This window comes from Hydrocarboniphaga sp., from assembly GCF_965279055.1.
Taxonomy (GTDB): Bacteria; Pseudomonadota; Gammaproteobacteria; order Nevskiales; family Nevskiaceae; genus Hydrocarboniphaga.
Map to the genome: position 1 here is coordinate 4,763,742 of NZ_OZ257125.1, position 22,665 is coordinate 4,786,406.

Sequence of the window (22,665 nt, forward strand, 5' to 3'; positions counted from 1 at the left end):
TCGCGGACAGGGTCCGCTCCTACAGGTTCGCTAATCAGTCGTGGCGCGAGCCGTGACCCGCCGACCCACGATCAGTACGCGATCTCCTGCAGCAGCTGCGCATGCAGCGACGCATTGCTGGCCAGCACGCTGGTCGTGTCCAGCCCGACCGCGCCGCCGCTCAGATCGGTGAACACACCGCCAGCCTCGCGCACGATCACGGTCAGCGCGGCGATGTCGAGGATGTTCACGTCCGACTCGATTACCGCGTCGATGCGCCCGGTCGCCAGCAGGTGATAGTGCAGAAAATCGCCGTAGCCACGAATGCGGTGCAGGCGCGGAATCAGGCCGCCGAGCCGCGACCAGGCGTCCGGCTTGCGCGCCAGGCTGGCGAGATTGCCGGTCGACAGCGTCGTCTTCGCAATCTCGCTGGCGTTCGCCAGCTTCAGCCGCTCGCCATCGAGCCACGCGCCCTGGCCCTTCTCCGCGTGCAGGATTTCGCCGCGGCTGTCGTTCCAGCACGGCGCGCTGGACACGCCCAGTACCAGCTCGCCGCGGTGCATCAGCGCGATCTGCACCGAGAACATCGGGTAGCCGCGGACAAAGCTCTTGGTGCCGTCGATCGGGTCGACCAGCCACAGGTAGTCGGCATCCGCGCGATCGCGGCCGGTTTCCTCGCCGTAGAAGCCATACGCCGGAAAGCGCTGTTTCAATATCGCGCTGATCGCCTTTTCGGCGGCGACATCGACCTCGGTCACCGGACTGGCGTCGGACTTGTAGTCCACCGCGAAATTGCCGCGGTAGGCGCGGCGGATGATCGCGTTGGCGGCTTCGGCGGCGTCTAGCGCGGCCTGGAGTTGGGGGCTGGGCATCGGTTTCCGGCTGGGTCGGGTCTGCGCTGCGAATGATAGCCGCGAGACAACCGGGGCTGTGGATGCGTAGAATCCGGGCTGCAGGTGCCCCGAAGGCCGATCGGCGTTCGGGGTTAAACGGGAAGTTCGTGCGATGCGAACACTGCCCCCGCAACGGTGAATGGTCGGTACCTTTTTCTTTCGGGTACCCATAGGGTCTTGCTTACGCCACTGTCTTACGACGGGAAGGCGCAAGACCTGCGAACCATGAGTCCGGAGACCGGCCTGCCAGCATCTTTCTCCGTGGTCGCGGCGGGCGACTTAGCGGGTGTGGCTAGAGCCCACGCCGACCACGGTTGCGTCTGTGCGAAACAACAGAGCATGCCGTGTCAGGGAGTTCGAGGTTTTCTTATCCGCTGTTGCTGTGTCGGCTGTCGACGGCGCTGCTCGTCGCCTGGCCGGCGGGCTCGCGCGCGGCCGACGACGCGGCGCCGGTGGAGCTGGCGCCGGTGGTCGTCGAAGGCGAGCGCAGCGAGCTGCAGGACAGCGGCGTGGTGATCCGTGTGCCGGTCGCGCCGCTGGGCGCCAGCGATCTCGCCGAGCTGCTGGCGTCGTTGCCTGGCGTGCAGGTGCGCAGCAGCGGCGGCCTCGGCAGCTACAGCGAAGCCAGCCTGCGCGGCAGCAGCGGCCGGCAGGTGCGCGTGCTGCTCGACGGCCTGCCACTGGACACCGGCGGCGGCGAGGCCAGCAGCCTGTCGCTGATCAGCCCGCTGCTGCTCGACGAGGTCGATGTCTACAAGGGCCGCGTGCCGGTCGGCCTCGGCAGCGGCCTCGCCGGCACGATCAACCTGCGCAGCCGCCGCGAACTCGCCGCGCCCGTGGTCGGCGCGGCGACGATCGGCAGCTATGGCCAGCGCCAGCTCGATGTCGCCGGCCAGCTCAGCGACAGCCTGCAGCTCGCGCTCGGCGGCCAGGCCGCCGACAACGACTTCCGCTACGTCAACCCGTACAAGCCTTTCGATCCGAACGATCCGGATCGCACCGCGAAGGAAGAGCGCCAGAACGCGGCGACGCGCCAGTACTACGGCCTGCTGCGCTATCGTGGGCCGATCGAAGTCACCGCGCACGTCGTCGACGACATGCAGCAGCTGCCGACGCGGCTCAATGCCGACGACAGCGACGCCGAGCTCGACACGCGCTCGTATGCGCTGTCACTCGCCAGCCCGGAGGACGCGGCCTGGCAGAGCGCGCTGTCGCATCGCTACACGCGCGAAACCTTCCGCGATCCGGACAGCCAGGTCGGGCTCGGCGCGCAGGGCACGGTGTCGGACACGCAGCGCACGCTGGCCAGCCTCGGCCGGCGCTTCGACAAGCTGCAGGACACGCTCAGCGTCGAGCACACCGAATATTCGGCTGAAGACCAGTACGGCAATCTGCCGACCCGCTCGGCGCGGCGCAGCAGCATCGGCAACGGCATCGCGTATCAGAGCGGCGAGGCGTTCAAGTACAACGCCAGCCTGCAGGCCGGCTGGTCGCGTGACGACGCCGGCGGCGAGCACGATGCGCACTGGCAGTTCGAGCCCGCGGTGGGCGCCAACCAGCGCTTCGGCGCCTGCACCGCGGCGGCGAATCTGGGCCATCGCCAGCGCCTGCCGACGTTCTTCGAACGCTACGGCGATCGCGGCCTGTTCCGCGGCAATCCGGCGCTGGATCCGGAGAGCGCGAACTACGCCGACCTCGGCGCGCGCTGCGTGCCCGGCAATCGCTTTCAGCGCCTGGAGCTGACGCTGTTCGGCCAGGATCTGCACGATGCGATCAGCCCGACCTACAACGCCCAGGGCGTCGGCCGCTCGGTCAACACCGATCGAGCGCTGATCTACGGTGTCGAGCTGGACAGCGCCGGCGCGGCGCTCGGTTTCGGCTGGCAGCTCGGCGGCACCTGGCAGCACACCGAGGACCGCAGCGACGTGCGGGCAACGCGCGGCCAGCAGCTGCCGGGACGCTTCGAAACCCAGCTCAACGCGCGCATCGAGCGCAGCTGGCGGCAGATCATTTTCCACTACGCCTACCGGCTCGAAGCCGGCGCGTATTACGACAGCGCCAACCTGCTGAAGTCGCCGGAACTGCAGCGCCACGACGTCGGCGCGCGCGGCGCGATCGGCACGCTCGGCTGGTCGCTGCAGGCACTGAATCTCGGCGACGACCGCGTCGAGCAGTTCAACGGCTATCCGGCGCCGGGCCGCCGCGTGCTGCTGTCGCTGAGCTTTCCCTACCAGGCCTCCGCGCCGCCGCCCGATTTCGATTCGCAACACGACACGACGCACGATTCGATGACAAGAGGAGTATCCAATGATCCAATTCAAAACTAACTTCGCACTGCTGCTGCCAGCCCTGCTGCTCGCCGCTTGCGGCGGTAGCAGCTTCAACGACGATGCCGACGCCACCGATGCCGCAGTGATCGCGACGCGCGCGCCGGACTACAGCGCCGGCGCGGTGTCGCTGGTCGGTGTCGATACCCCGTACGCTGCGCAGACCAATGTCTCCACATCGACCACCTCCGATACTTTCGTGCGCAGCGGCGGCGATCACTTCTTCGTGATCAAGCGCTTTGGCAGCGACCAGGTGCTGCGTTACGAAGCCAGGACGCCGTCGACGCCGACCTGGACCTACTCGACGCAGGACGCGAGCGACGGCTCAAACGACAGCAATCCTTCCGACCTGATCATCGCCAGCCCGACCAAGGCCTATCTGCTGCGTTACGGCTCCGGCAAGCTGTGGATCGTCAATCCTTCGGCGACCAGCGAAGCCAACTTCAAGACCGGTGAAATCGACCTGTCCTCTTACGACGGCGACGGCATTCCGGAGATGACCGCCGGCCTGATCAAGGACGGCAAGCTCTACGTGCTGCTGCAGCGTCTGACGAACTTCGATGCGACGCAGGTCGGCTCCGTCGTGGTCATCGACGTCGCCAGCAATGCCGTGCAGCGCAGCATCGACCTGCCGGTCTACAACCCGGGCAGCCTCGCCGCGCTGCCGGCCAGCAACAAGATCCTGGTGATCGCCGCCGGCAGCTACGGCAGCTACCCGGACTACGTCACGCAGTACAACGGCGGTCTGGTCAGCCTCGATACCAGCAGCAACACCGCCAGCCTGGTGCTCGACGATGGCGACGGCAGCACGCATGCCTACGGCCAGTTCCTCGATCTGGCCGTGGTGGCCAGCGACCGCGCCTACTTCATCGGCAGCACCGGCTTCGGCGCCGACCAGACGCTGTATCGCATCAATCCCTCGGTGACGCCGATCGCGCCGGTGATCGTCAGCGGGTTCAGCACCAAGGCGCTGGGTTCGCTGGCGGTGGATCCGGCCGGCAAACTCTGGGTCGGCCGCACCGACGACGATGCGCCGGGCGTGAGCATTCTCGGCTACTCCGGCGGCAGCGAAACCGTCGCCGCCGCATTGGTCGACACCGTGCTGACGCCGATCAACATCGACTTCGTCAGCGTGCCGGCTGAATAGGCCGGCGAGCACGGCAAGCATTTGCGGCGGAGTCGGGCTAGTCTCGGCTCCGCCGTTTTCTTTTCGGACATCGGGAATCTTCATGGGCAACCGTTTGAGCAAGATCGTCACGCGCACCGGCGACAAGGGCACCACCGGCCTGTCTACCGGCGATCGCATCGCCAAGTTCGAACCGCGTGTGAAAGCGATGGGTGAAACCGACGAGTTGAATTCGCAGATTGGCGTGCTGCTGACACAGAAGCTGCCGGCGGCTATTCGCGCGACGCTGGAGCGCGAGCAGCACACCTTGTTCAACCTCGGCGGCGAGCTGTCGATGCCGGGCGCGGTGTTTCTGAAAGTCGAGGATGTCGAGCGGCTCGAAGCCGCCGGCGAAGCGCTCAACGAGCATCTGCCGCCGTTGAAGGAGTTCGTTCTGCCCGGCGGCAATCCTCAGGCCGCCACCTGCCATGTCGCGCGCGCGGTCGCGCGGCGTGTCGAGCGCCAGTTGTGGGAGCTCAACGCGGCCGAGCCCTTGAACGAAGAACTGCTGCGTTACGCCAACCGCATGTCGGACTATCTGTTCATCGCGGCGCGCACGTTGGCGCGCATGGATGGCGGCAAGGAGCCGACCTGGGTGAAGTGCTGAGCGAGCCCTGGTGCCGCGCCGACCCCTCGGGGCGGCTACTCGGGACGAACGGGGGTTTGTTCGCTCGAGTCAGCGATGCCGGGTTCTGGTCGGTTTGTTGCGTGCGTAATGCCGTTGCAACCGCAGCGGAGTCAGCCCATGTCGGACCGTCGTCACGCAAGCACCCAGGCCGGCAAGGCCCGCCTGGGCTGGATCCTCGGCATCGCGCTGCTGCTATCGATTGCCGTCGCGGCCTGGGTCAAGACCGGCCCGCATTCGCTAGGTGCACCTGATTTGCCGGCCGCGGCGAAAGTCGCGGTCGACAGCAAGCCGAATCTGCTGGTGATCATGACCGACGATCTCGATCAGCCGGCTTTCGATCTGATGCTGAAGACCGGCTGGCTGCCGAACATCGAGCACGGCCTGGTCGATCGCGGCATCAGCTTCGACAACAGCTATGTCAGCGACCCGGTGTGCTGCCCTTCGCGGGCGACCTACTTCACCGGCCAGTATCCGAAAAATCACGGCATTCTGAGCGTGACCAAGGGCGTCGCCTACTGGTATCTGGCGGCCGAGAATCGTGAAGACCGCGCGCTCGGCGTGATGATGCAGCAGGCCGGCTACTACACCGGACACATCGGCAAATACCTCAACGGCTACGGCATGTTTTCCTCGGAAGACCATGTGCCGAAGGGCTACGACGAGTGGTACGGCCTGCTCGATCCCTCGACCTACGACATGGTCGATTACAAGGTCAATCTGACCAAGGCTGGCGGCAAGACCGAAGTACGCGAGTATCACGCCGACCCGCGCAGCGGCGCCGACTACCAGACCGACAAGTTGGCCGACTGGGCGCTGGAATTTCTCGACGGCGCCAAGGGCAGCGGCAAGCCGTTCTATCTGACGTTGAAGCCGGTCGCGCCGCATATCGAGACCATGAGTTTTCGCGACGATCCGGCGTTGGGTTACCGAGGCACGTTCCGCGAATACATCCGCCCGGCGCCGCGCCACGAGTGCCTGGTGCGGCGCTTCATGCCGGACTACGTGGCGCAGGAAAAACCGGGCGAATGGTGCGCGCGCCGCTTGCCGGACAGCCTGGAGTTTCTGTCGAAACGGCCGTCATTCAACGTGCTCGACGCGAACAAGCATCCGCGGCTGGAACAAGTGCTGCAGAAGCTGACCGTCGAAAATGGCGACATCGGCGCGCTGGAACGCCAGCACCAGTTCCGCATGGCGGCGATGATCGCGGTCGACGACATGGTCGGCCGCGTGCTGGCAAAACTCGATGCGAACCAGCAGACGCAGGACACGATCATCGTGTTCACGTCCGACAACGGCTACTTCTTCGGCGAGCACGGGCTCAATTCCAAGCTGCTGCCTTACGAGGAATCGATACGCGTGCCACTGGTGATTCGCGTGCCCGGGGTGCAGCGCGCGCAGCATGTGCCGGCGATCGCGCTGAACAACGATCTGGCGCCGACCCTGAGCGACTACGCCGGCGCGCATCCGCTGCGCGACAGCGACGCCTTCGACGGCCGCAGCCTGCGCGCGCAGCTGTCGGATGCACCGGCGCCGTCGACCCGCCATCAGTTCATGGTCGAGCATTTCGTCGAGGCGACGACGATGGAACTGGCCGCGGATTTCCCGCTGTATCACAAGCTTTCCGAAGTCGCGACGCAGTTTCTCGGCAAGCTCGCCGGCTTCGAATTCGGCGCGCTCGGCAACCTGAGCTATCCGCCGTACAAGGCCGTGCGCCGGCAGGTCGACGGTGACAACTGGCTGTACGTGCAGTGGTACGACTCGCTGACCAATTCGCCGCAGGTGATCGACGTCGGCAAATGGAAAGTCGATTTCGAGGAGCTGTACGACCTGGATCGCGATCCGTATCAGATGGTCAATCTGGTGCCGCTGCTTGGCGATGCGGAGTACAAGAAAGCGGCGGCGGCGATGGCGAAGATGAAAAGCGATCTGGAGGCGTTCAAGGCCTGTGCGGCTGAGAGCTGTCGCGAGGCTGAGGATCGGTAGTCGCCGCGGTCTCGCAGTCGCGGATAGGATCCGCTCCTACAGGGAGCGCGAGCCGTTGTAGGAGCGGATCCTATCCGCGACTGAGGCCCATCAGCCACAAAAAAGGCCGGATAAACCGGCCTTTTTTGTCGCAACGCTGAAACCTACTTCATGCCCTTGGCATCGGCCTTCAGCGCTTCCGCACGATCCGTCTTCTCCCAGGAGAACGCGGTGTACTTCTCGCCGTTGACGCCGACGATGTCGAAGGGCTTGCGGCCGAAGTGGCCGTAGCTGGCGGTGAGCTGGTACATCGGGTGGATCAGGTCGAGCATCTTGACGATGCCGTAGGGGCGCAGGTCGAAGTGCTTGCGCACCAGCTTCTCCAGGCTGGCATCGCTGACGGTGCCGGTGCCGAAGCTGGTGACGAAGATCGAGGTCGGCTCGGCGACGCCGATGGCGTAGCTGACCTGTACCTCGCAGCGCTTGGCCAGGCCGGCAGCGACGATGTTCTTGGCGACATAGCGCGCCGCGTAAGCCGCGCTGCGGTCGACCTTGCTCGGATCCTTGCCCGAGAAAGCGCCGCCGCCGTGACGCGCCCAGCCGCCGTAGCTGTCGACGATGATCTTGCGCCCGGTGAGGCCGCAGTCGCCGACCGGGCCGCCGATGACGAAGTTGCCGGTCGGGTTGATGTGGAACTTGGTGTTCTTGCTGATCCACTTCGCCGGCAGCACCGGCTTGAGGATCTCTTCCATCACGCCTTCGCGCAGCGTCTTCAGCTTGACGCTGGGGTCGTGCTGAGTCGACAGCACCACCGCGTCGAGGCCGACGGCGACGCCGTCCTTGTAGCGCAGCGTGACCTGGCTCTTGGCGTCGGGGCGCAGCCACGGCAGCGGCGACTTCTTCGCCTTGCGCACTTTGGACTGCTGCTCGACGATGCGGTGGCTGTAGTAGATCGGCGCCGGCATCAGTTCCTTGGTCTCGTCGCAGGCGTAGCCGAACATCAGGCCCTGGTCGCCGGCGCCCTGTTCTTCGGGGCTCTTGCGATCCACACCCATCGCGATATCCGGCGACTGCTTGCCGATCAGGTTGAGCACGCCGCAGGTGGCGCCGTCGAAGCCGACGTCGGAGCTGGTGTAGCCGATGTCGGTAATGACCTTGCGCACCAGGGCCTCGAGGTCAACCCAGGCGGTGGTGGTGATTTCGCCGGCGACGATCGCGACGCCGGTCTTGACCAGGGTCTCGCAGGCCACGCGGGCGGCCTTGTCCTGCGTCAGGATCGCATCGAGAACCGCATCCGAGATCTGGTCGGCGACCTTGTCGGGGTGGCCTTCGGAAACGGATTCGGACGTGAACAGATATTCGGACATCAACGCACTCCAGGGAAGAACGACGCTAAAGCAGTAAGCGGGGGAAGGGGCGATCCGCACATGCGGATGCACGGATGGTCGCGCATTGTAGCGACAGCTTTTGGCTGACGATAGGGACGCGGCCGTAGAGCGAAACGTTAGCGCACCAGCGCGCTCAAGGCCTGCAGATGCTGCGGATACTCGCCCGCCAGTTGCGACAGATTCATGAAATCGTGATCGGCGTAGTCAAACCCCGGCAGCACGACCTCCGACACCAGCGCGTGTGAGACGTCCGCCGGCAGCTGGCTGGCTTTCCAGACGCCGCCCGGGACTTCGAGGAACAGCTGCTGCCCGGGCGCGGTGCCCAAGGTCACGGTGCGCAGGCCGCCGTCGGCTTCCACCAGGTAATAGTCGACCGGGCCGCCATGCTGCAGGTAATGCAGGATCGTCGAGCGGTTGCGGTGCAGCCGGCCGATGGGCGAGCGCCGCTCCAGCAGGTAGTGGATCGAGCTGGCGGCGGCGCGATCGCCGCCCGGCGTGGCGAGCACGCGGCTGTCGGTATAGATGCGGCGGAACCAGCCGCCTTCGGGATGAGGCTCCAGGCCGAGACGGGCGATCCAGTCCGCGGCCGTGGTCATCGTGCCGCGATCAGCCGAAGTGGCAGATGTAATGCAGCGGCTCGATCGCCTCGATGTCGAAGGCCGAGTCGCCGGCCACGTCGAAGCTCTGGCCACCGGCGTAGTCGGTCCAGCTGCCGGCGCCGGCGAGCTTGACCTTGCAGCGCCCGGCGACCAGTTCCATGCGCTCGGGGGCGCCGGTGGTGAAATGCAGAGTGGACGGCAGGATCACGCCGACCGATTTGCGCGTGCCGTCGGCGAGCAGCACCGTGTGGCTGACGCACTTGCCGTCGAAGTAGACGTTGGCCCGGGTCTGCACCGAGACATTGCTGAGTACCGGATCGAGCGTCGCCGCCATCAGATTTCTTCCATCACGAAGTCGAGCTTGCCGGCGCCGCAGTCCGGGCAGGTCCAGTCGTCCGGTACGTCTTCCCACTTGGTACCGGCCGGAATGCCCTCGAACGGGATTCCCTTTTCTTCGTCGTACACGAAATCGCAAACCAGGCAGCGCCACTTCTTCATGATGGAAACAGTTCGTCTGTGGGGATAGGAAACAGGCAGGGGCGGCGCCGAAACAGCGCCGCCCTGAAGTCCCCCGATTATGCCTGAGCTAGGCGGCTTTCGGCGCCGTCGATGCGGCCGAATACTGCGCCAATACGCGTTCGCGCAGCGCCGGCTGGATGTTGGCGCGGGTCATGTCGCCGCGATGATGGGCAACGACTTTCGGGTCCATCACGCGGAACCACAGCGGCGGGAAGTAGGCCAGCAGGATCATCGACGCATAGCCCGAGGGCAGCTGCGGCGCCTCGGAGAAATGGCGCAGCGCCTGGTACGGCCGCGTCGGGTTGGCGTGGTGATCGGAATGGCGCTGCAGGTGGTACAGGAACAGATTGGTAACGACGTGGTTGCTGTTCCAGCTGTGATGCGGCTGGCAGCGCTCGTAGGAGCCGTCCGGCCGCTGCTCGCGCTTCAGGCCGTAGTGCTCCAGGTAGTTGACGACTTCCAGCAGGCTGCCGCCGTAAGCCGCCTGCAGCAGCATGAACGGCAGCGCGATCCAGCCCAGCCACAGGGTCATCGCACCGAAGATCACGGCGCTCAGCGCCCAGGATTGCAGGTTGTCGTTGCTCCAGTGCCAGACCGATTTACCCTGCTTGTTGAGCCGGCGCTTCTCGATGTTCCAGGCCGAGGCCACCGAGCCAATCACGCAGCGCGGCAGGAACTGCCAGAAGGTTTCGCCGAAGCGCGCGGACGCGGGGTCTTCCGGGGTCGCGACGCGCACGTGGTGGCCGCGGTTGTGCTCAACGTAGAAGTGGCCGTAGACCACCGGCGCCAGCGCCAGCTTGGCGAGCCAGCGATCCAGCTTGTCGGTGGCGTGGCCGAGTTCGTGGCCGATGTTGATCGCGCCGCCGGAGACGCCGCCGACGGTCAGCAGCAGGCCGAGCAGCTCCCACCAGGCCAGCGGCTGGGTCACCGCGATCCAGGTGCCGACAACGAAGCTGGCGTACTGGATCGGGATCGCGAAGTAGATCGCCCAGCGGTAGTAGCGCTCCTGCGACAGGCTGGCCACGCGCTCTTCCGGCGGGTTGTCCAGGTCGGTGCCGCGCAGCGTGTCGAGCAGCGGGATCACGCCGTAGACGAAGACCGGCCCCAGCCACCAGAACAGGCCCCAGCCGGTAAGCCAGTAGCCGAGGAAGGCGTACAGAGGCAGGCCGACGATAACGCCGCCAAGCAGCCACAAGGGGCGCTTCTTGTCGGTCCAGGCCAGGGGATTGCTTGCTGTCGTGTTCATGCAGATGTCCTCGCTTCGCTTGTTCAGGTTCTTAATCGACCGTTCAATTAAGTTAAATCAAACCGCCGTACGGGGTCAAGCCCAGGCCGGTGGCCCGATCGCGTCCTGTTACGGCCTGTGACCGAAAGCGATCCCTTGCCTGCTTTTTGCTAGCTTGCGCCTTACCAAACAGAACGATTGCCGGGTGGCCTCGCCGCCCGAACGGAGACTCGTGTACCTCGTCGCGCTGAAAATGCTGTTCGGCGATCAGTCCAAGTACATGATGCTGGTCAGCGGCATGGCCTTCGCGACCCTGCTGATGGCGCAGCAGAGCGCGCTGTTCTGCGGCCTGATGAGCTGGACCTATTCGCCGCTGGTGAACATGCGCGCCAGCATCTGGGTCGCCGACCCCAAGGTCGAGCAGGTCAACGAGAACAAGCCGCTGCGCGACACCGACGCCGACCGCATCCGCTCGGTCGACGGTGTCGCCTGGGCCGCGCCGCTGTACCAGGGCATCGTCGTCGCGCGCGATCCGACCAACAGCAACTTCAAGTTCATCACCCTGGTCGGCCTCGACCCGACCACGCTCGCCGGCGCGCCCGGCAAGATCATCCAAGGCTCGCTGGCCGAGCTGCGCCGGCCCGGCACCGCGATCATCGACGAGTTCGCGGTGGAGCGTTTCAGCGAGGGCCGCGACACCAAGATCGGTGTCGGCGACGTGCTCGAGTTGAACGACAACGAGGTGGAAGTCGTCGGCATCTGCGATGTGCAGCGGCCTTTCATCGGCGGCCCCTACGTCTATACGACCTATGACCGCGCGGTCTCCGGCTACGCCTACAAGTCGCGCAAGATGCTCAGCTTCGTGCTCGCCGAACCGGCGCAGGGCCTGACCGCCGAAGTGGTCGCCAGGCGCATCGAAAAAGAAACCGGCCTGAAGGCTTTCACCAACGAGGAGTTCCGCTGGTCGACGATCCGGTGGTTCTTCCGGAACACCGGCATTCCGGCGGTGATGGGCATCACCGTGTTCATTGGCCTGGTCGTCGGCATGGCGATTTCGGCGCAGACTTTCTATTCCTTCGTGCTCGAAAACACGCGCTTTCTCGGCGCGCTCAAGGCCATGGGCACGCCGACGCCGGTGCTGTGCAAGATGCTGCTGTTCCAGTCCGTGGCGGTCGGGCTGATCGGCTACGGCATCGGTGTCGGCATCACCGTCGCCTTCGGACGCATGGCGATCAGTACCCGCACCATCCCCTATGCGATGCCCTGGCAGGTGCCCGCGATCGTGCTCGGCATCGTGCTGCTGATCAGTTCGGTCGCGGCGCTCAGTGGCATCCTGCGCATCGCGCGGCTCGAACCCGCGATCGTGTTCCGCGCATGAGCGGCGACATCATCAGGCCGAGCAGCGTCGGCGGCGAAGCGGTGCGCATGCGCGCCGTCGACAAGTTTTTCGGCGAAGGCGATGCGCGCACGCATGTGCTGAAGACCACCGACTTCGACGCGCCACTCGGCGGCCTGGTGATGCTGGTCGGGCCTTCCGGCTGCGGCAAGACCACCTTGCTGTCGGTGCTAGCCGGCACCTTGAATGCCGACGGCGGTGAAGTCACCGTCTTTGGCGAGCGCATCGACCGGATGAAGGCCGGCGCGCTGACGCGGTTCCGCGCGCTCAACATCGGCTTCATCTTTCAGCAGTTCAACCTGATCCCGACGTTGACCGCCGGCGAGAACGTGTCGATTCCGCTGCTGATACAGGGCAAAAGCAATGCGGTCGCCTTGAAGCGCGCCAAGGAAGTGCTGGAGCGCGTCGGACTCGGCCACAAGGCCAACGAGAGGCCGAGCAAATTGTCCGGCGGCCAGCAGCAGCGCGTCGCGATCGCCCGCGCTCTGGTGCACGAACCCCGGCTGGTGATCTGCGACGAGCCGACTTCGGCGCTCGATCGCGAAAACGGTGTGCTGGTGATGCAGCTGCTGCGCGACGTCGCCGCCAGCGCCGACCGCACGGTGATCATCGTCACTCACGACAGCCGCATCTATTCCTATGCGGATCGCATGGCCGAGATGGAAGACGGCCGCGTGTTCCGCACGCTCAATTCACCGGATGAAATCGCCGCCGAGCATCGCGGGCACTGAACCCGGATTGCACCCGGGCTACAAACGCCCGCTCGTTCCCGGTTCGGCACTCTCCATTCCGCCGGGATTCTGCCGCTGATCGCCGACCGCGCGCGTATCCGGCTTGGTTTGCCCCAGCCCCGCCGCATGCGCCGGCCGCCAGCCGACCCAGGCGGGGAAACGCCGGCCGAGGTGATAGGTGACGAAGTTGAATAGCTGACGGCGGATATCGCGTTTCGGGATCGCGGTCCATTCCACTTTGCGGCAACTGTTGTGCATCAGATTCTGCAGCCGCGACGCCAGGTGCTGATTGAACGCGGCGTCGTCGAACACCAGGTTCGATTCAAGATTCAGATACAAGCTCAGCGGATCGAGATTGCTCGAACCCACCGTTGCCCATCGGTCGTCGATCACCGCCACTTTCGCATGCAGCGGCCGCTCGCAGTATTCGTAAATGGTGACGCCGGCCTTCATCAGGTATTCGTACAGATTCTCGGCAACCCATTTGACGTACCACATGTCCGGCTTGCCCTGCAGGATCAAGGTGACGTCGACACCGCGCCGCGCCGCGTCGCGCAGATTGCGCAGCAGGCGAAAGCCCGGGAAGAAATAGGCATTGGCGATGACGATGCGCTGCCGCGCCGCCTTGATCGCGTGGCGGTACTGGCGCTCGATGTCGTCGTGATGGCGCTCGTTGTCGCGCACCACGAACATCGCGCGCGCGCTGCCGACCGGCTGCAGATGCGGCGCCGGCGGAGCCGCCCGTTTGCGCTGCCACCAGCGCTGGCGCGTCTGCGTCTTCATCGCATGCTTGGCCACCGACAGTTCGCAGAAGCGATGAATGTCGCGCACCACCGGCCCTTCCACTTCGACCGCGTAATCCTGCTTGGAACCCTCGCCGTAATCGGCGATGTGGTCATGCGAAATATTGATGCCGCCGACGAAAGCCAGGCGGCCATCGATGACCACCAGCTTGCGATGCAGGCGCCGGAACAGATTGGTGCGCACGCCCATGATTTTCGGCTGCGGCCGGTAGACGTGAAAGCCGATGCCGACATCGGTCATCTCGGCGATGAACTCCGGCGTCAGATTGGCCGAGCCGTAGCCGTCAACGGTGAGTTCCACGCGCAGGCCGCGCTGCGCCGCCGCGATCAGCGCCTGCTGGAACGGCTTGCCGACCTTGTCGTCGAACAGGATGAAAGTCTCGACGAAGATCTCTTTCTGGGCCCGGGCAATTTCCTCAAGCACGCGCGGATAATAGGCCTCACCGTTCTCGAGCAGCTCGAGACGGTTGCCGCCCACCCAATCGTGCCGGGGCTTGCTCACACGCTGATTTCCAGCGCCAGCGCGGCGTGGTCGGACAGATGCGACCAGGGCTTGGACGACAGCACCATCGGCCGCGCGGTGCGCACGTTGCGGGTGTAGATGCGATCCAGCCGCAGCACGGGAAAGCGCGACGGGAAGGTCTTGGCTTCGCGGCCTTCGTGTTCCACGAAAGCCTCACGCACGCCGCAGCGGTCGAGCACGCGATTGGCGCGCACGCGCCAGTCGTTGAAGTCGCCGGCGATGATCAGCGGCGCATCGGCCGGTACATGTTGCGAGATCATCTGGCACATCAGCTTCAGCTGTTGCTGGCGGTGATCTTCCATCAGCCCGAGATGCGCGCAGATCACATGCACGTCGAGATCGCGCTGCGGCACCTTGAGCACGCAATGCAGCAGGCCGCGGCGTTCCGGACCCGCGATCGACACGTCGCGGTTCTGCCAGCTGGTGATCGGAAACTTGGACAGCACCGCGTTGCCGTGATGGCCGTCCGGATAAATCGCGTTGCGGCCGTAGGAATAGTGGCCCCAGATCGTGTCCGCCAGGAACTCGTACTGCGGCGACGCCGGCCAGTCCTTCTGCCTGGACGAATGCAGCTCGTGGCTGCCCAGCACTTCCTGCAGGAATACCACGTCCGCACCGACTCCGCGCACCGCCTCGCGCAGGTCGTGCAGCATGAAGCGACGGTTGAAGACGGTGAACCCCTTGTGGGTGTTCAACGTCAGCACCTTGAACGTGGTGAGCGGCAGTGAGCCTTCCATGCTGCGGACGGACCGATGGAAACAGGAGCCTGATCTTGCGCGAAAAGCCTTAACTGAACCGGAACAGTTTGCATTGCAAAGCGATACCGACTTCACTCTTGCGGCCGAAGCGGCTTTTTTTCACGCTCAGCGCCTGAGCCAGCCATCGTTCCTCGACGGAACCGGTTGGGCACCTGCCCTGTGGGGCGGGCTAAGTACTTGGGGAGAATCCGTTGAGCAATCCATTCCTGCGCACGCTAGCGTTGTGCCTGGTCGCCTGCGATGCCGTTGGCGCAACAGCCGCTATCAAGGCGCCGGAGCCGACAACACTGACTCAGTTTGCCAAGCACGAGCAGTACATCGACGCGAGGATCTCGCCGGACGGCCGCTATCTCGCGGTGACCTATCCGCAGGACGACGTGGTCGGTCTGGGTATCATCGATCTGTCGTCGCAGAAGCTGACCGGCACGCTACGCTTTTCGCATCAGCAGCACGTCAACGGATTCTGGTGGGTATCGCCAGAGCGGGTAGTAGTGGCGATGGCAAAGAGCTTCGGGCCGCTCGACCAGCCTTATCTGACCGGCGAACTCTATGCCATCAACGCCGACGGCAGCGGCAAGACCTACCTACATGGATATCAGGGTGGCACCGGTACGGGCACGCACATCGCGGGTGTGCGCAAGGAGTATGCGGCAGCGTACATGATCGATCCGCTGCCGCGTGACCCGGCCCATGCACTGATCGCGGTCGAGTCATGGCGCAACCATATTCCGGAGTACAGGATTCAATTGCTGGATGTGCGCAACGGCATCAAGCAGAACGTGTCCGCGATCACCGCCGGCTACCTGGGCCCCGGCTCGGTGGCAACCGATGTCGCTGGGCATGCGCGGTACGCGCTGGGTATCACCGACGATTTGAGGCGCAACGAATACCTGCACGACGTCGAAGCCGGGACCTGGAAGCTGGTGCAGCAGAATGATAAATACACTTCGATCAGGCTGGTGGGTGTTAGCGAGGACGCGCGCACGGTTTACCTTTTTTCGAACCAGGGTAGCGATCGCACATGCCTGCGCAGCCGCGACTTGGTGAGCCTCGAGCTGAAGACACTCGCCTGCAATGAACACGTCGACGTCGATGGCGTGCCGATGTCGACCGAAAACGGCCGCCCGGTGGCAGTCGGCTTTGAAGATGGCTTGCCGAGTGTCGAACTCATTGAAAAGGATTCGACTGACGCGAAAGCCTATAAGACCTTGCTGAAGAGCTTTTCCGGTCAACGCGTGCGTGTCACCAGCAAGACCTTGGATGGCAAGCAGATGGTGGTCGCGGTCAACAGCGATCGCAACCCTGGCGATTTTTATCTGCTCGATCTGACAAAGATGAAGGCGGAGTATCTGTTCTCGTCGCGACCCTGGATCGACCCTGCGGCGATGAACTCGGCGACGCCGATCGAAGTCAGGGCACGCGACGGCCGCCTTCTCTCCGGTTACCTAATCAGTGCCGGCGGCATCAAGCCCGAAAAGCGGCCAATGGTGATCATGCCGCACGGGGGGCCACACGGGGTTCGTGATTACTGGGAGTGGGACATGTGGTCGCAGTATCTGGCCTCGCTGGGCTACGCCGTGTTGCAAGTGAACTATCGCGGCTCCGGGGGCTACGGCAGCAGCTTCGAGCACGACGGCTACCGTCATTGGGGCACGTCGATGCAGGACGATCTCACCGACTCGGTGGCCTGGGCCGTAAAGGCCGGGATCGCCGACGGAGCGCGGGTTTGCATCATGGGAGCCAGCTACGGCGGTTACGCGGCGCTGATGAGTGCGGTGAAAGAACCGGATCTGTACCGCTGCGCCATTGCCTATGCGGGCGTCTATAACCTAGCGACACAGAGCAGCGATTCTGATATCGCAAGAAGCCACTTCGGCCGCGATTATCTGAGCGAAGTAGTCGGTGTCGACAAGGAAGAGTTGCTGCGTAATTCACCAATCAGTTACATCGACAAACTGAAAGCGCCGGTGCTGATCGCACATGGAGATGCAGACGAGCGCGTACCTTTCAGCCAGGCCAAGGAGCTGCGCCAGGAACTCGATAGGCAGAACAAGAATTACGAGTGGATGCCGTTCAAAGGCGAAGAGCACGGCTTCTATGCCGAGGCCGACGAGGTCAGGTTTCTGGAAGCGGTAAGAGCCTTCCTGGCGCGCAACATCGGCGTCGCGGCCGTCACGCCAGCCGTTGCACCGGTTCTGCACTAAGTGGATTAGCGCCTCGTTTTGCGCCGCGCCTGATCCATCACGCCGCAGAGTTCAGCGACGCCGTCGGCCATGCGCGGTGTCGCGCGCGCCAGGGTGTCGGCGTCGACCGCGTAGAGATTGCCGCTGCGCGTGGCCTTCGCGTCGGGCCAGCGTTTCCAGAAGGCCTCGATACCGGCCGAGTTGTCCTGGCGGCCCCAGACGACGACATCGGGATCGCGCGCCAGCACCGCCTCACGGCCGAGCGCGCCGGCCAGCAGCGGAAGGTCGGCGAACACGTTGTCGCCGCCGCATAGCGCAATGGCTTCGCTGATCGGGCTGTTGCGGTTGACGGTGAAAATCGGGTCGGCCTCGATCTGGTAGAACACGCGCAGCTTTGACGCCGCCTTGTATTGCGCGCTCAGCGCGGCGATGCGCTGGTGAAAGCGGGCCGCTTCGGTCTTTGCCGTCGCCGAGGTGCCGAGCCTGGCGCCGATGGCGATCAGCGCGCTTTCGATATCCGCGAGCTTGCGGATCTCGATGTCGAGCCTGCGGATGCCGAGGCGATCGAGCTGCGCGATCGTCGACGACGGCGTGCCGTTTTGCCAGGTCACCACCAGATCCGGATGCAGCGCCAGCAGCGCCTCGCCGTTGAGGCTGAAGGCATCGCCGACGCTGGGCAGCCTGGCGACCTGCGCCGGGTAGTCGCTGTACTCGACGCGGCCGACCAGCTGGTCGCAGGCGCCGGCCGCGCATACCAGCTCGCTCAAATGCGGTGCGATCGCGACCACGCGCGCCGCCTGTGCCAGCGACGGCGTGGCGAGCGCGAGCAGCAACAGGCCGAGCAGGCGCCGCATCATCATCATCGGCTCAAAATCCGCTGACCCAGGCGCCGGTGGCGAAGAACGCGAAGAACGCCAGCAGGATCAGCAACGCACGGTTCTGCAGGCTCATCACCTCGTGCAGCGTCGCCTCGAAGTTCGGCGGCAGCGTCGGGCCGCCGCCGTCCTCGCCATCGGTTTCCAGGCCACCGGTCGCGGTTTCGGCGAGAACCGCCCAGGTCTTGCGGCTCCAGCCGGCGACATCGCCGGACACCGGATCGAAGCGCAGCTGGCTCCAGGCGCGCAGCGCGTCGTCGAGGCTGCCGGCCATGCCGAACAGCAAGGCGGTGATGCGCGCCGGAATCCAGGCCATCAGGCCATGCAGTGCGTCGGCGAAATCCGCGGCCAAGGTGTTGCCGTCGGCATGCAGCACGCGCGGCAGACGGCTGGCGACGCGGTAGGCCACCGCGCCGATCGGGCCGAGCACGAAGAACCACAGCAGGATGCCGAACAGGCGCTCGTGGGACTGGATGAACATCGCGCCGACCAGCGAGCGATGACTGGCGTCGGGCCGCGGCCCGCGCTGCAGCGCGCGCGCCAGGCGGCGCGTGGTCTCGACGTCGCCGGCGGCATGCGCGCGCAGCATTTCGTGCAGGTCGTCGGCGAGGTCGCGCGGGCCCAGGCACAGCAGCAGCACCAGCGCCGAGAAGCCCAGCGATACGAAAGGGTTTTCGATCTGCTGCTCGATCAGCGCGGTCAGTCCCAGCGGCGGCAGCAGCAGCAGCGGCACGATCGCCGGGCTGGTCCACAGCTCCGGCCAGCGCAGCAGGCCGCGCGCGCCGCGCACCGTGGTCTGCAGCAGCAGCGGGCGACCCCACCAATCGATCTGCCCGAGCAGGCGCTCGAGCAGCAGGGCACAAATGGTTGCGATCAGCAGCATGCGGCAATGATGACAGCTGTTGCGTTACGCGGCTGTCAGCAGACGCCGGAAATGCGGCCAGTCGAACAGCGGGCCGGGGTCGGTCTTGCGGCCCGGCGCGATGTCGCTGTGGCCGGCGATGCCGCCCGGCTGCAGCGTCGGATACGTGGCCAGCAGCGCCTTGGTGACGCCGACCAGCGACTGGTACTGCGCGGCTTCGAAGGGCTGCGTGTCGCAGCCTTCCAGCTCGATGCCGATCGAGAAATCGTTGGCGCGCGTGCGCCCCTGCCATTGCGAGGCCCCGGCGTGCCAGGCGCGCTGGTCGAAGGCCACGTATTGCGTGATGGAGCCGTCGCGGAAGATGCAGCAGTGCGCGGACACGGTCAGCGCCTTGATCGTCTCGAAGTAGGGATGCGCGGCCGGGTCCAGCGTGTTGGTGAACAGCGCGTCGATCCAGGGGCCGCCGAACTGGTCCGGCGGCAGCGAGATCGCATGCACCACCAGCAGATCGATCGCGTTGCCGGCCGGCCGTGCGTCGTAATTCGGCGATGCCAGCCAGCGCGCACCGAGCAGGCGGTTAGTGGCGGGATCGATCTGCAAGGAACTTGGCGGCATCTTCGGGCTCTATGCGCGGGGCGCCGTGCAGTGTGCACAATGGCGCATTGCTCGTCTCCCGGAATTCTCATGATCGTTGATCGTCTGGCCGCCCGCGCCGGCTTTGCGCTGCTGGCCCTGTCGCTTGCGGCCTGCACCACCACCGCGGCGCAGCCGGCGCCGGCCGCTAAGGCCGGTTCGGCCGCCGCGACCGGCGCGGAGCGCGCCGCGGCTTTCGATATTCCGTACACCAAGCACGTGCTCGGCAACGGCCTGACCTTGCTGGTCCACGAGGACCACAAGGCGCCGATCGTCGCGGTCAACGTCTGGTACCACGTCGGCAGCAAGGACGAACCCGAAGGCCTGCACGGCTTCGCGCACCTGTTCGAGCACCTGATGTTCAACGGCTCCGAGCATTACAACGACGAATTCTTCCGGCCGCTGGAAGCGGTCGGCGCGTCGAAGATGAATGGCACCACCTGGTTCGACCGCACCAATTATTTCGAGAACGTGCCGACCTCGGCGCTGGACATGACCCTGTGGTTGGAATCCGATCGCATGGGCCATCTGACCGGCGCGATCGACCAGAAGAAGCTCGACGAGCAGCGCGCCGTGGTGCTCAACGAAAAGCGCCAGGGCGAGAACCAGCCCTACGGCCTGGCCGACGACATCATCGCCAAGGAGACCTATCCGGTCGGCCATCCGTACTCATGGACCACGATCGGCTCCGAGAAGGATCTGAACGCCGCCACCGTCGCCGACGTGAAGAAGTGGTTCGACGAGCACTACGGCGCCGCCAACGCGACGCTGGTGATCGCCGGCGATGTGAATACCGCCGAGGTGATCAAGAAAGTCGAGCTGTACTTCGGCGACATCGCGCCCGGCCCGACGCTGGAGCGCCACGGCCCCTGGACCGCGAAGATGAGCGGCTCCAAGCGCAGCTCGTTGCAGGATCGCGTGCCGCAGGCGCGGCTGTTCCAGGTGTGGAACGTGCCGGGCTTCTGCGATCACGACACCAATCTGCTGCAGCTCGCCGGCGAAGTGCTCGCCGGCAGCAAGAACAGTCGGCTGTATCAGCGCCTGGTCTACAAGGACCGTCTGGCCACAGCGGTCAGCGCCGGCCTCGGCCCGTTTGAAATCGGCAGCCAGTTCCAGATCGACACGCTGGTGGCGCCGGGCGGCGACATCAAGGCCGTCGAGGCGGCGATCGAGGAGGAGTTGCAGCGCTTCCTGCGCGAAGGCCCGACCGCCGAAGAACTCGAGCGCGTCAAGGTGCAGCACGAAGGCGACTTCGTGCGCGGCCTGGAGCGCATCGACGGGTTCACCGGCAAGTCCTCGATCCTGGCGCAGTACCAGGTGTATTGCGGCACGCCCGACTACTACAAGACCGAGATGCGCTGGATTCTCGGCACCACGCCGGCCGAGGTGCGCGAGGTCGCCGGCAAGTGGCTCGCCGACGGCCGCTTCACGCTCGACGTGCAGCCGTTCCCGGAATACACGCCAGCCAAGACCGGCGCCGATCGCAGCAAGCTGCCGGCGGTGGGAGAAGCGCCGCCGCTGAAACTGCCGCCGCTGCAGCGCACGACCCTGTCCAACGGCCTGGAAGTGCTGCTCGCCGAACGCCACGAAGTGCCGGTGGTGCAGGCGACCCTGCTGGTCGACGCCGGCTACTCGGCCGACGCCGGCATTGCCGCCGGCACCGCGAAGATGACGCTCGACATGCTCGACGAAGGCACGCCGACGATGGACTCGCTGGCGATCGCACGGCGCGCCGAAGACCTCAGCGCGGTGCTGATGACCACCGCCAACGCGGATGCGGCGCTGATCGGCGTCAACGCGCTGAAGAGCCGGCTCGAACCGTCGCTGGATCTGTTCGCCGACGTGCTGCTGCATCCCAGCTTTCCCGACAAGGAACTGACTCGGCTCAAGCAACAGCGCCTGGCCGCGATCCAGCAGGAGAAATCGCAGCCCACCGGCATCATGACGCGGCTGTATCCGCAGTTGATTTACGGGCCGGGCCACGCCTATTCCAATCCGCGTTCGGGTAACGGCACCGAGGCTTCGGTGGCGAGCCTCAGCACCGACGGTCTGAAGCAGTTCTATGCGCGCTGGGTGCGGCCGGACAATGCCAGGCTGATGGTCGTCGGCGACACCACGCTGGCCGAAATCAAGCCGCTGCTCGAAGCGCGGCTGGCGTCATGGAAGGCGCCGGCCGAGCCCAGGCCGACCAAGAATCTGGCGACGGTGGCGCTGCCGGCGAAGCCGCGCGTGTTCCTGGTCAACAAGACCGGCGCCGGCCAGACGATGATCGCCGCAGTGCTGCTGGCGCCGCCGAAAGCCGACGCCGACGACATCGCCGCGACGGTGGCCAACAACACGCTCGGCGGCCTGTTCATTTCGCGGCTCAACATGAATCTGCGTGAAGACAAGCGCTGGAGCTACGGCGCCAGTTCGCAGCTTGGCAGCGCGCGCGGCCAGCGTCCGCTGATCGCCTATGCGCCGGTGCAGGCGGACAAGACCGTCGAGTCGATGCGCGAAATGGACAAGGAGCTGCGCGCCATCGTCGGCAAGAGGCCGATCACGGCAGCCGAGCTGAAAATGTCGGCGGACAACATCGTCGTCGGCCTGCCCGGCGACAACGAAACCGCTGGTGAAGTCGCGGGCTCGTACCTGAACATCCTGCAGTTCGGCCTGCCCGACACCTACTACAACGACCTCGTGCCGAAGGTCGAAAACCTCAGCGTCGCCGACGCCAACGCCGCGTTGAAGCGCTACCTCAAACCGGACGCGCTGACCTGGGTCGTGATCGGTGACCTGAGCAAAATCGAAGCGCCGGTGCGCAAGCTCGGCCTCGGCGACGTGCAGGTTCTGGATACCGACGGCAAAGTGCTGAGGTGATGCGCGGCCCGGCGTACCGCGGCAGGGCAAGGTCGTTGGCCCCGGCACCTGGATTGCGCGCTAAGGGGTGAGCCGCTGCCGCCCAGCGGCTAGTACTCCATCACGCCCAGCGGACGATCGAAGGTGTAACGGGCCGGCTCGACCACCAGCTTCTGCGCCGGGTCGACCGGCGGCGTGCCCTGGATCAGGTCCAGCGGCAGTTGCAGCAGGAACAGGCCGGAGCCGAGCAGGGTCGCGACCAGGCTCAAGGGGCGGATCACGACCAGGTCGAACGCCATCGCGCCTGCCGACGGTGCACTGTCAGGCAGCACATCCTCGCCCTGTTGGACCACTTCGTCGGCAAAGGCCGGAACGCTG

At 65.4% G+C, this 22,665-nt stretch carries 20 protein-coding genes and 1 riboswitch; of the genes, 8 read left to right on the forward strand and 12 right to left on the reverse strand.

The features are described from left to right. Positions 1–71: 71 nt before the first annotated feature. Positions 72–851, reverse strand: coding sequence for an inositol monophosphatase family protein (locus ACQZF9_RS21335; RefSeq protein WP_428310976.1), 780 nt, complete (start codon positions 849–851; stop codon positions 72–74). A 65-nt stretch (positions 852–916) separates the two neighbouring features. Further along, a riboswitch (cobalamin riboswitch) is annotated at positions 917–1,133 on the forward strand. 83 nt (positions 1,134–1,216) lie between these two features. On the opposite strand from ACQZF9_RS21335, the gene ACQZF9_RS21340 reads away from it, so the two are divergent. The 4 genes from ACQZF9_RS21340 (at position 1,217) to ACQZF9_RS21355 (ending at position 6,975) form a co-directional block, all read left to right on the forward strand. Beyond that, entirely contained in the window at positions 1,217–3,199 is a 1,983-nt protein-coding gene (locus ACQZF9_RS21340; RefSeq protein ID WP_428310977.1) for a TonB-dependent receptor plug domain-containing protein, read from the forward strand. Then, on the forward strand, positions 3,180–4,346 hold the full coding sequence (locus ACQZF9_RS21345; RefSeq protein ID WP_428310978.1) for a hypothetical protein: 1,167 nt from the start codon (positions 3,180–3,182) through the stop codon (positions 4,344–4,346). The genes ACQZF9_RS21340 and ACQZF9_RS21345 overlap by 20 nt, the downstream gene beginning before the upstream one ends. Positions 4,347–4,428: 82 nt before the next feature. After that, entirely contained in the window at positions 4,429–4,971 is a 543-nt protein-coding gene (locus ACQZF9_RS21350) for a cob(I)yrinic acid a,c-diamide adenosyltransferase (protein ID WP_428310979.1), read from the forward strand. Between the two features lie 138 nt (positions 4,972–5,109). Beyond that, positions 5,110–6,975, forward strand: a complete 1,866-nt coding sequence (locus tag ACQZF9_RS21355) for a sulfatase family protein (RefSeq protein ID WP_428310980.1) — start codon at positions 5,110–5,112, stop codon at positions 6,973–6,975. Positions 6,976–7,118: 143 nt separating this feature from the next. Here ACQZF9_RS21355 and metK read toward each other — a convergent pair whose 3' ends face one another. The 5 genes from metK to ACQZF9_RS21380 form a co-directional block, all read right to left on the reverse strand. Further along, positions 7,119–8,321: a methionine adenosyltransferase gene (metK, locus tag ACQZF9_RS21360; RefSeq protein WP_428310981.1), complete on the reverse strand. Its 1,203-nt coding sequence runs from the start codon at positions 8,319–8,321 to the stop codon at positions 7,119–7,121. Positions 8,322–8,458: 137 nt separating this feature from the next. Beyond that, positions 8,459–8,938 carry a cupin domain-containing protein gene (locus ACQZF9_RS21365; RefSeq protein WP_428310982.1) on the reverse strand — a complete coding sequence of 160 codons (480 nt, stop codon included), beginning with the start codon at positions 8,936–8,938 and terminating at the stop codon, positions 8,459–8,461. Between the two features lie 10 nt (positions 8,939–8,948). After that, positions 8,949–9,275: a pyrimidine/purine nucleoside phosphorylase gene (locus ACQZF9_RS21370; protein WP_428310983.1), complete on the reverse strand. Its 327-nt coding sequence runs from the start codon at positions 9,273–9,275 to the stop codon at positions 8,949–8,951. After that, positions 9,275–9,439, reverse strand: coding sequence for a rubredoxin (locus ACQZF9_RS21375; protein ID WP_428310984.1), 165 nt, complete (start codon positions 9,437–9,439; stop codon positions 9,275–9,277). The genes ACQZF9_RS21370 and ACQZF9_RS21375 overlap by 1 nt, the downstream gene beginning before the upstream one ends. An 88-nt stretch (positions 9,440–9,527) precedes the next feature. Beyond that, the gene (locus tag ACQZF9_RS21380) at positions 9,528–10,706 is read right to left on the reverse strand and encodes an alkane 1-monooxygenase (protein WP_428310985.1); all 1,179 of its coding nucleotides are present in this window, start codon (positions 10,704–10,706) and stop codon (positions 9,528–9,530) included. 211 nt (positions 10,707–10,917) lie between these two features. Between ACQZF9_RS21380 and ACQZF9_RS21385 the strand changes: the two genes are divergently transcribed. Then, the gene (locus ACQZF9_RS21385) at positions 10,918–12,063 is read left to right on the forward strand and encodes an ABC transporter permease (protein WP_428310986.1); all 1,146 of its coding nucleotides are present in this window, start codon (positions 10,918–10,920) and stop codon (positions 12,061–12,063) included. Then, entirely contained in the window at positions 12,060–12,812 is a 753-nt protein-coding gene (locus ACQZF9_RS21390; RefSeq protein ID WP_428310987.1) for an ABC transporter ATP-binding protein, read from the forward strand. Before ACQZF9_RS21385 ends, ACQZF9_RS21390 begins: the two co-directional genes overlap by 4 nt. 18 nt (positions 12,813–12,830) lie before the next feature. Here the strand turns inward: ACQZF9_RS21390 and clsB are convergent, their stop codons facing one another. Both clsB and ACQZF9_RS21400 read right to left on the reverse strand, forming a co-directional pair. Continuing rightward, a complete protein-coding gene (gene clsB, locus ACQZF9_RS21395) occupies positions 12,831–14,117 on the reverse strand; it encodes a cardiolipin synthase ClsB (protein WP_428310988.1) in 1,287 nt (428 codons plus the stop codon). Continuing rightward, entirely contained in the window at positions 14,114–14,875 is a 762-nt protein-coding gene (locus ACQZF9_RS21400; protein ID WP_428310989.1) for an endonuclease/exonuclease/phosphatase family protein, read from the reverse strand. The genes clsB and ACQZF9_RS21400 overlap by 4 nt, the downstream gene beginning before the upstream one ends. A 212-nt stretch (positions 14,876–15,087) precedes the next feature. Between ACQZF9_RS21400 and ACQZF9_RS21405 the strand changes: the two genes are divergently transcribed. Beyond that, the gene (locus ACQZF9_RS21405) at positions 15,088–17,100 is read left to right on the forward strand and encodes an alpha/beta hydrolase family protein (RefSeq protein WP_428310990.1); all 2,013 of its coding nucleotides are present in this window, start codon (positions 15,088–15,090) and stop codon (positions 17,098–17,100) included. A 5-nt stretch (positions 17,101–17,105) separates the two neighbouring features. On the opposite strand, the gene ACQZF9_RS21410 is transcribed toward ACQZF9_RS21405, so the two are convergent. The 3 genes from ACQZF9_RS21410 to ampD are packed head-to-tail and all read right to left on the reverse strand — an operon-like array spanning position 17,106 to position 19,431. Beyond that, positions 17,106–17,942, reverse strand: coding sequence for a cobalamin-binding protein (locus tag ACQZF9_RS21410; protein ID WP_428310991.1), 837 nt, complete (start codon positions 17,940–17,942; stop codon positions 17,106–17,108). Positions 17,943–17,946: 4 nt separating this feature from the next. Further along, positions 17,947–18,837, reverse strand: coding sequence for a regulatory signaling modulator protein AmpE (gene ampE, locus ACQZF9_RS21415; RefSeq protein ID WP_428310992.1), 891 nt, complete (start codon positions 18,835–18,837; stop codon positions 17,947–17,949). A gap of 24 nt (positions 18,838–18,861) precedes the next feature. Then, positions 18,862–19,431, reverse strand: coding sequence for a 1,6-anhydro-N-acetylmuramyl-L-alanine amidase AmpD (ampD, locus tag ACQZF9_RS21420; RefSeq protein WP_428310993.1), 570 nt, complete (start codon positions 19,429–19,431; stop codon positions 18,862–18,864). 69 nt (positions 19,432–19,500) lie between these two features. Here ampD and ACQZF9_RS21425 point away from each other — a divergent pair, with 69 nt between their 5' ends. Beyond that, positions 19,501–22,308 (forward strand): M16 family metallopeptidase, encoded by a 2,808-nt coding sequence (locus ACQZF9_RS21425; protein ID WP_428310994.1) that lies wholly within the window; start codon positions 19,501–19,503, stop codon positions 22,306–22,308. 89 nt (positions 22,309–22,397) lie between these two features. Here the strand turns inward: ACQZF9_RS21425 and ACQZF9_RS21430 are convergent, their stop codons facing one another. Next, positions 22,398–22,619: a hypothetical protein gene (locus ACQZF9_RS21430; RefSeq protein WP_428310995.1), complete on the reverse strand. Its 222-nt coding sequence runs from the start codon at positions 22,617–22,619 to the stop codon at positions 22,398–22,400. Between the last annotated feature and the right edge of the window lie 46 nt (positions 22,620–22,665).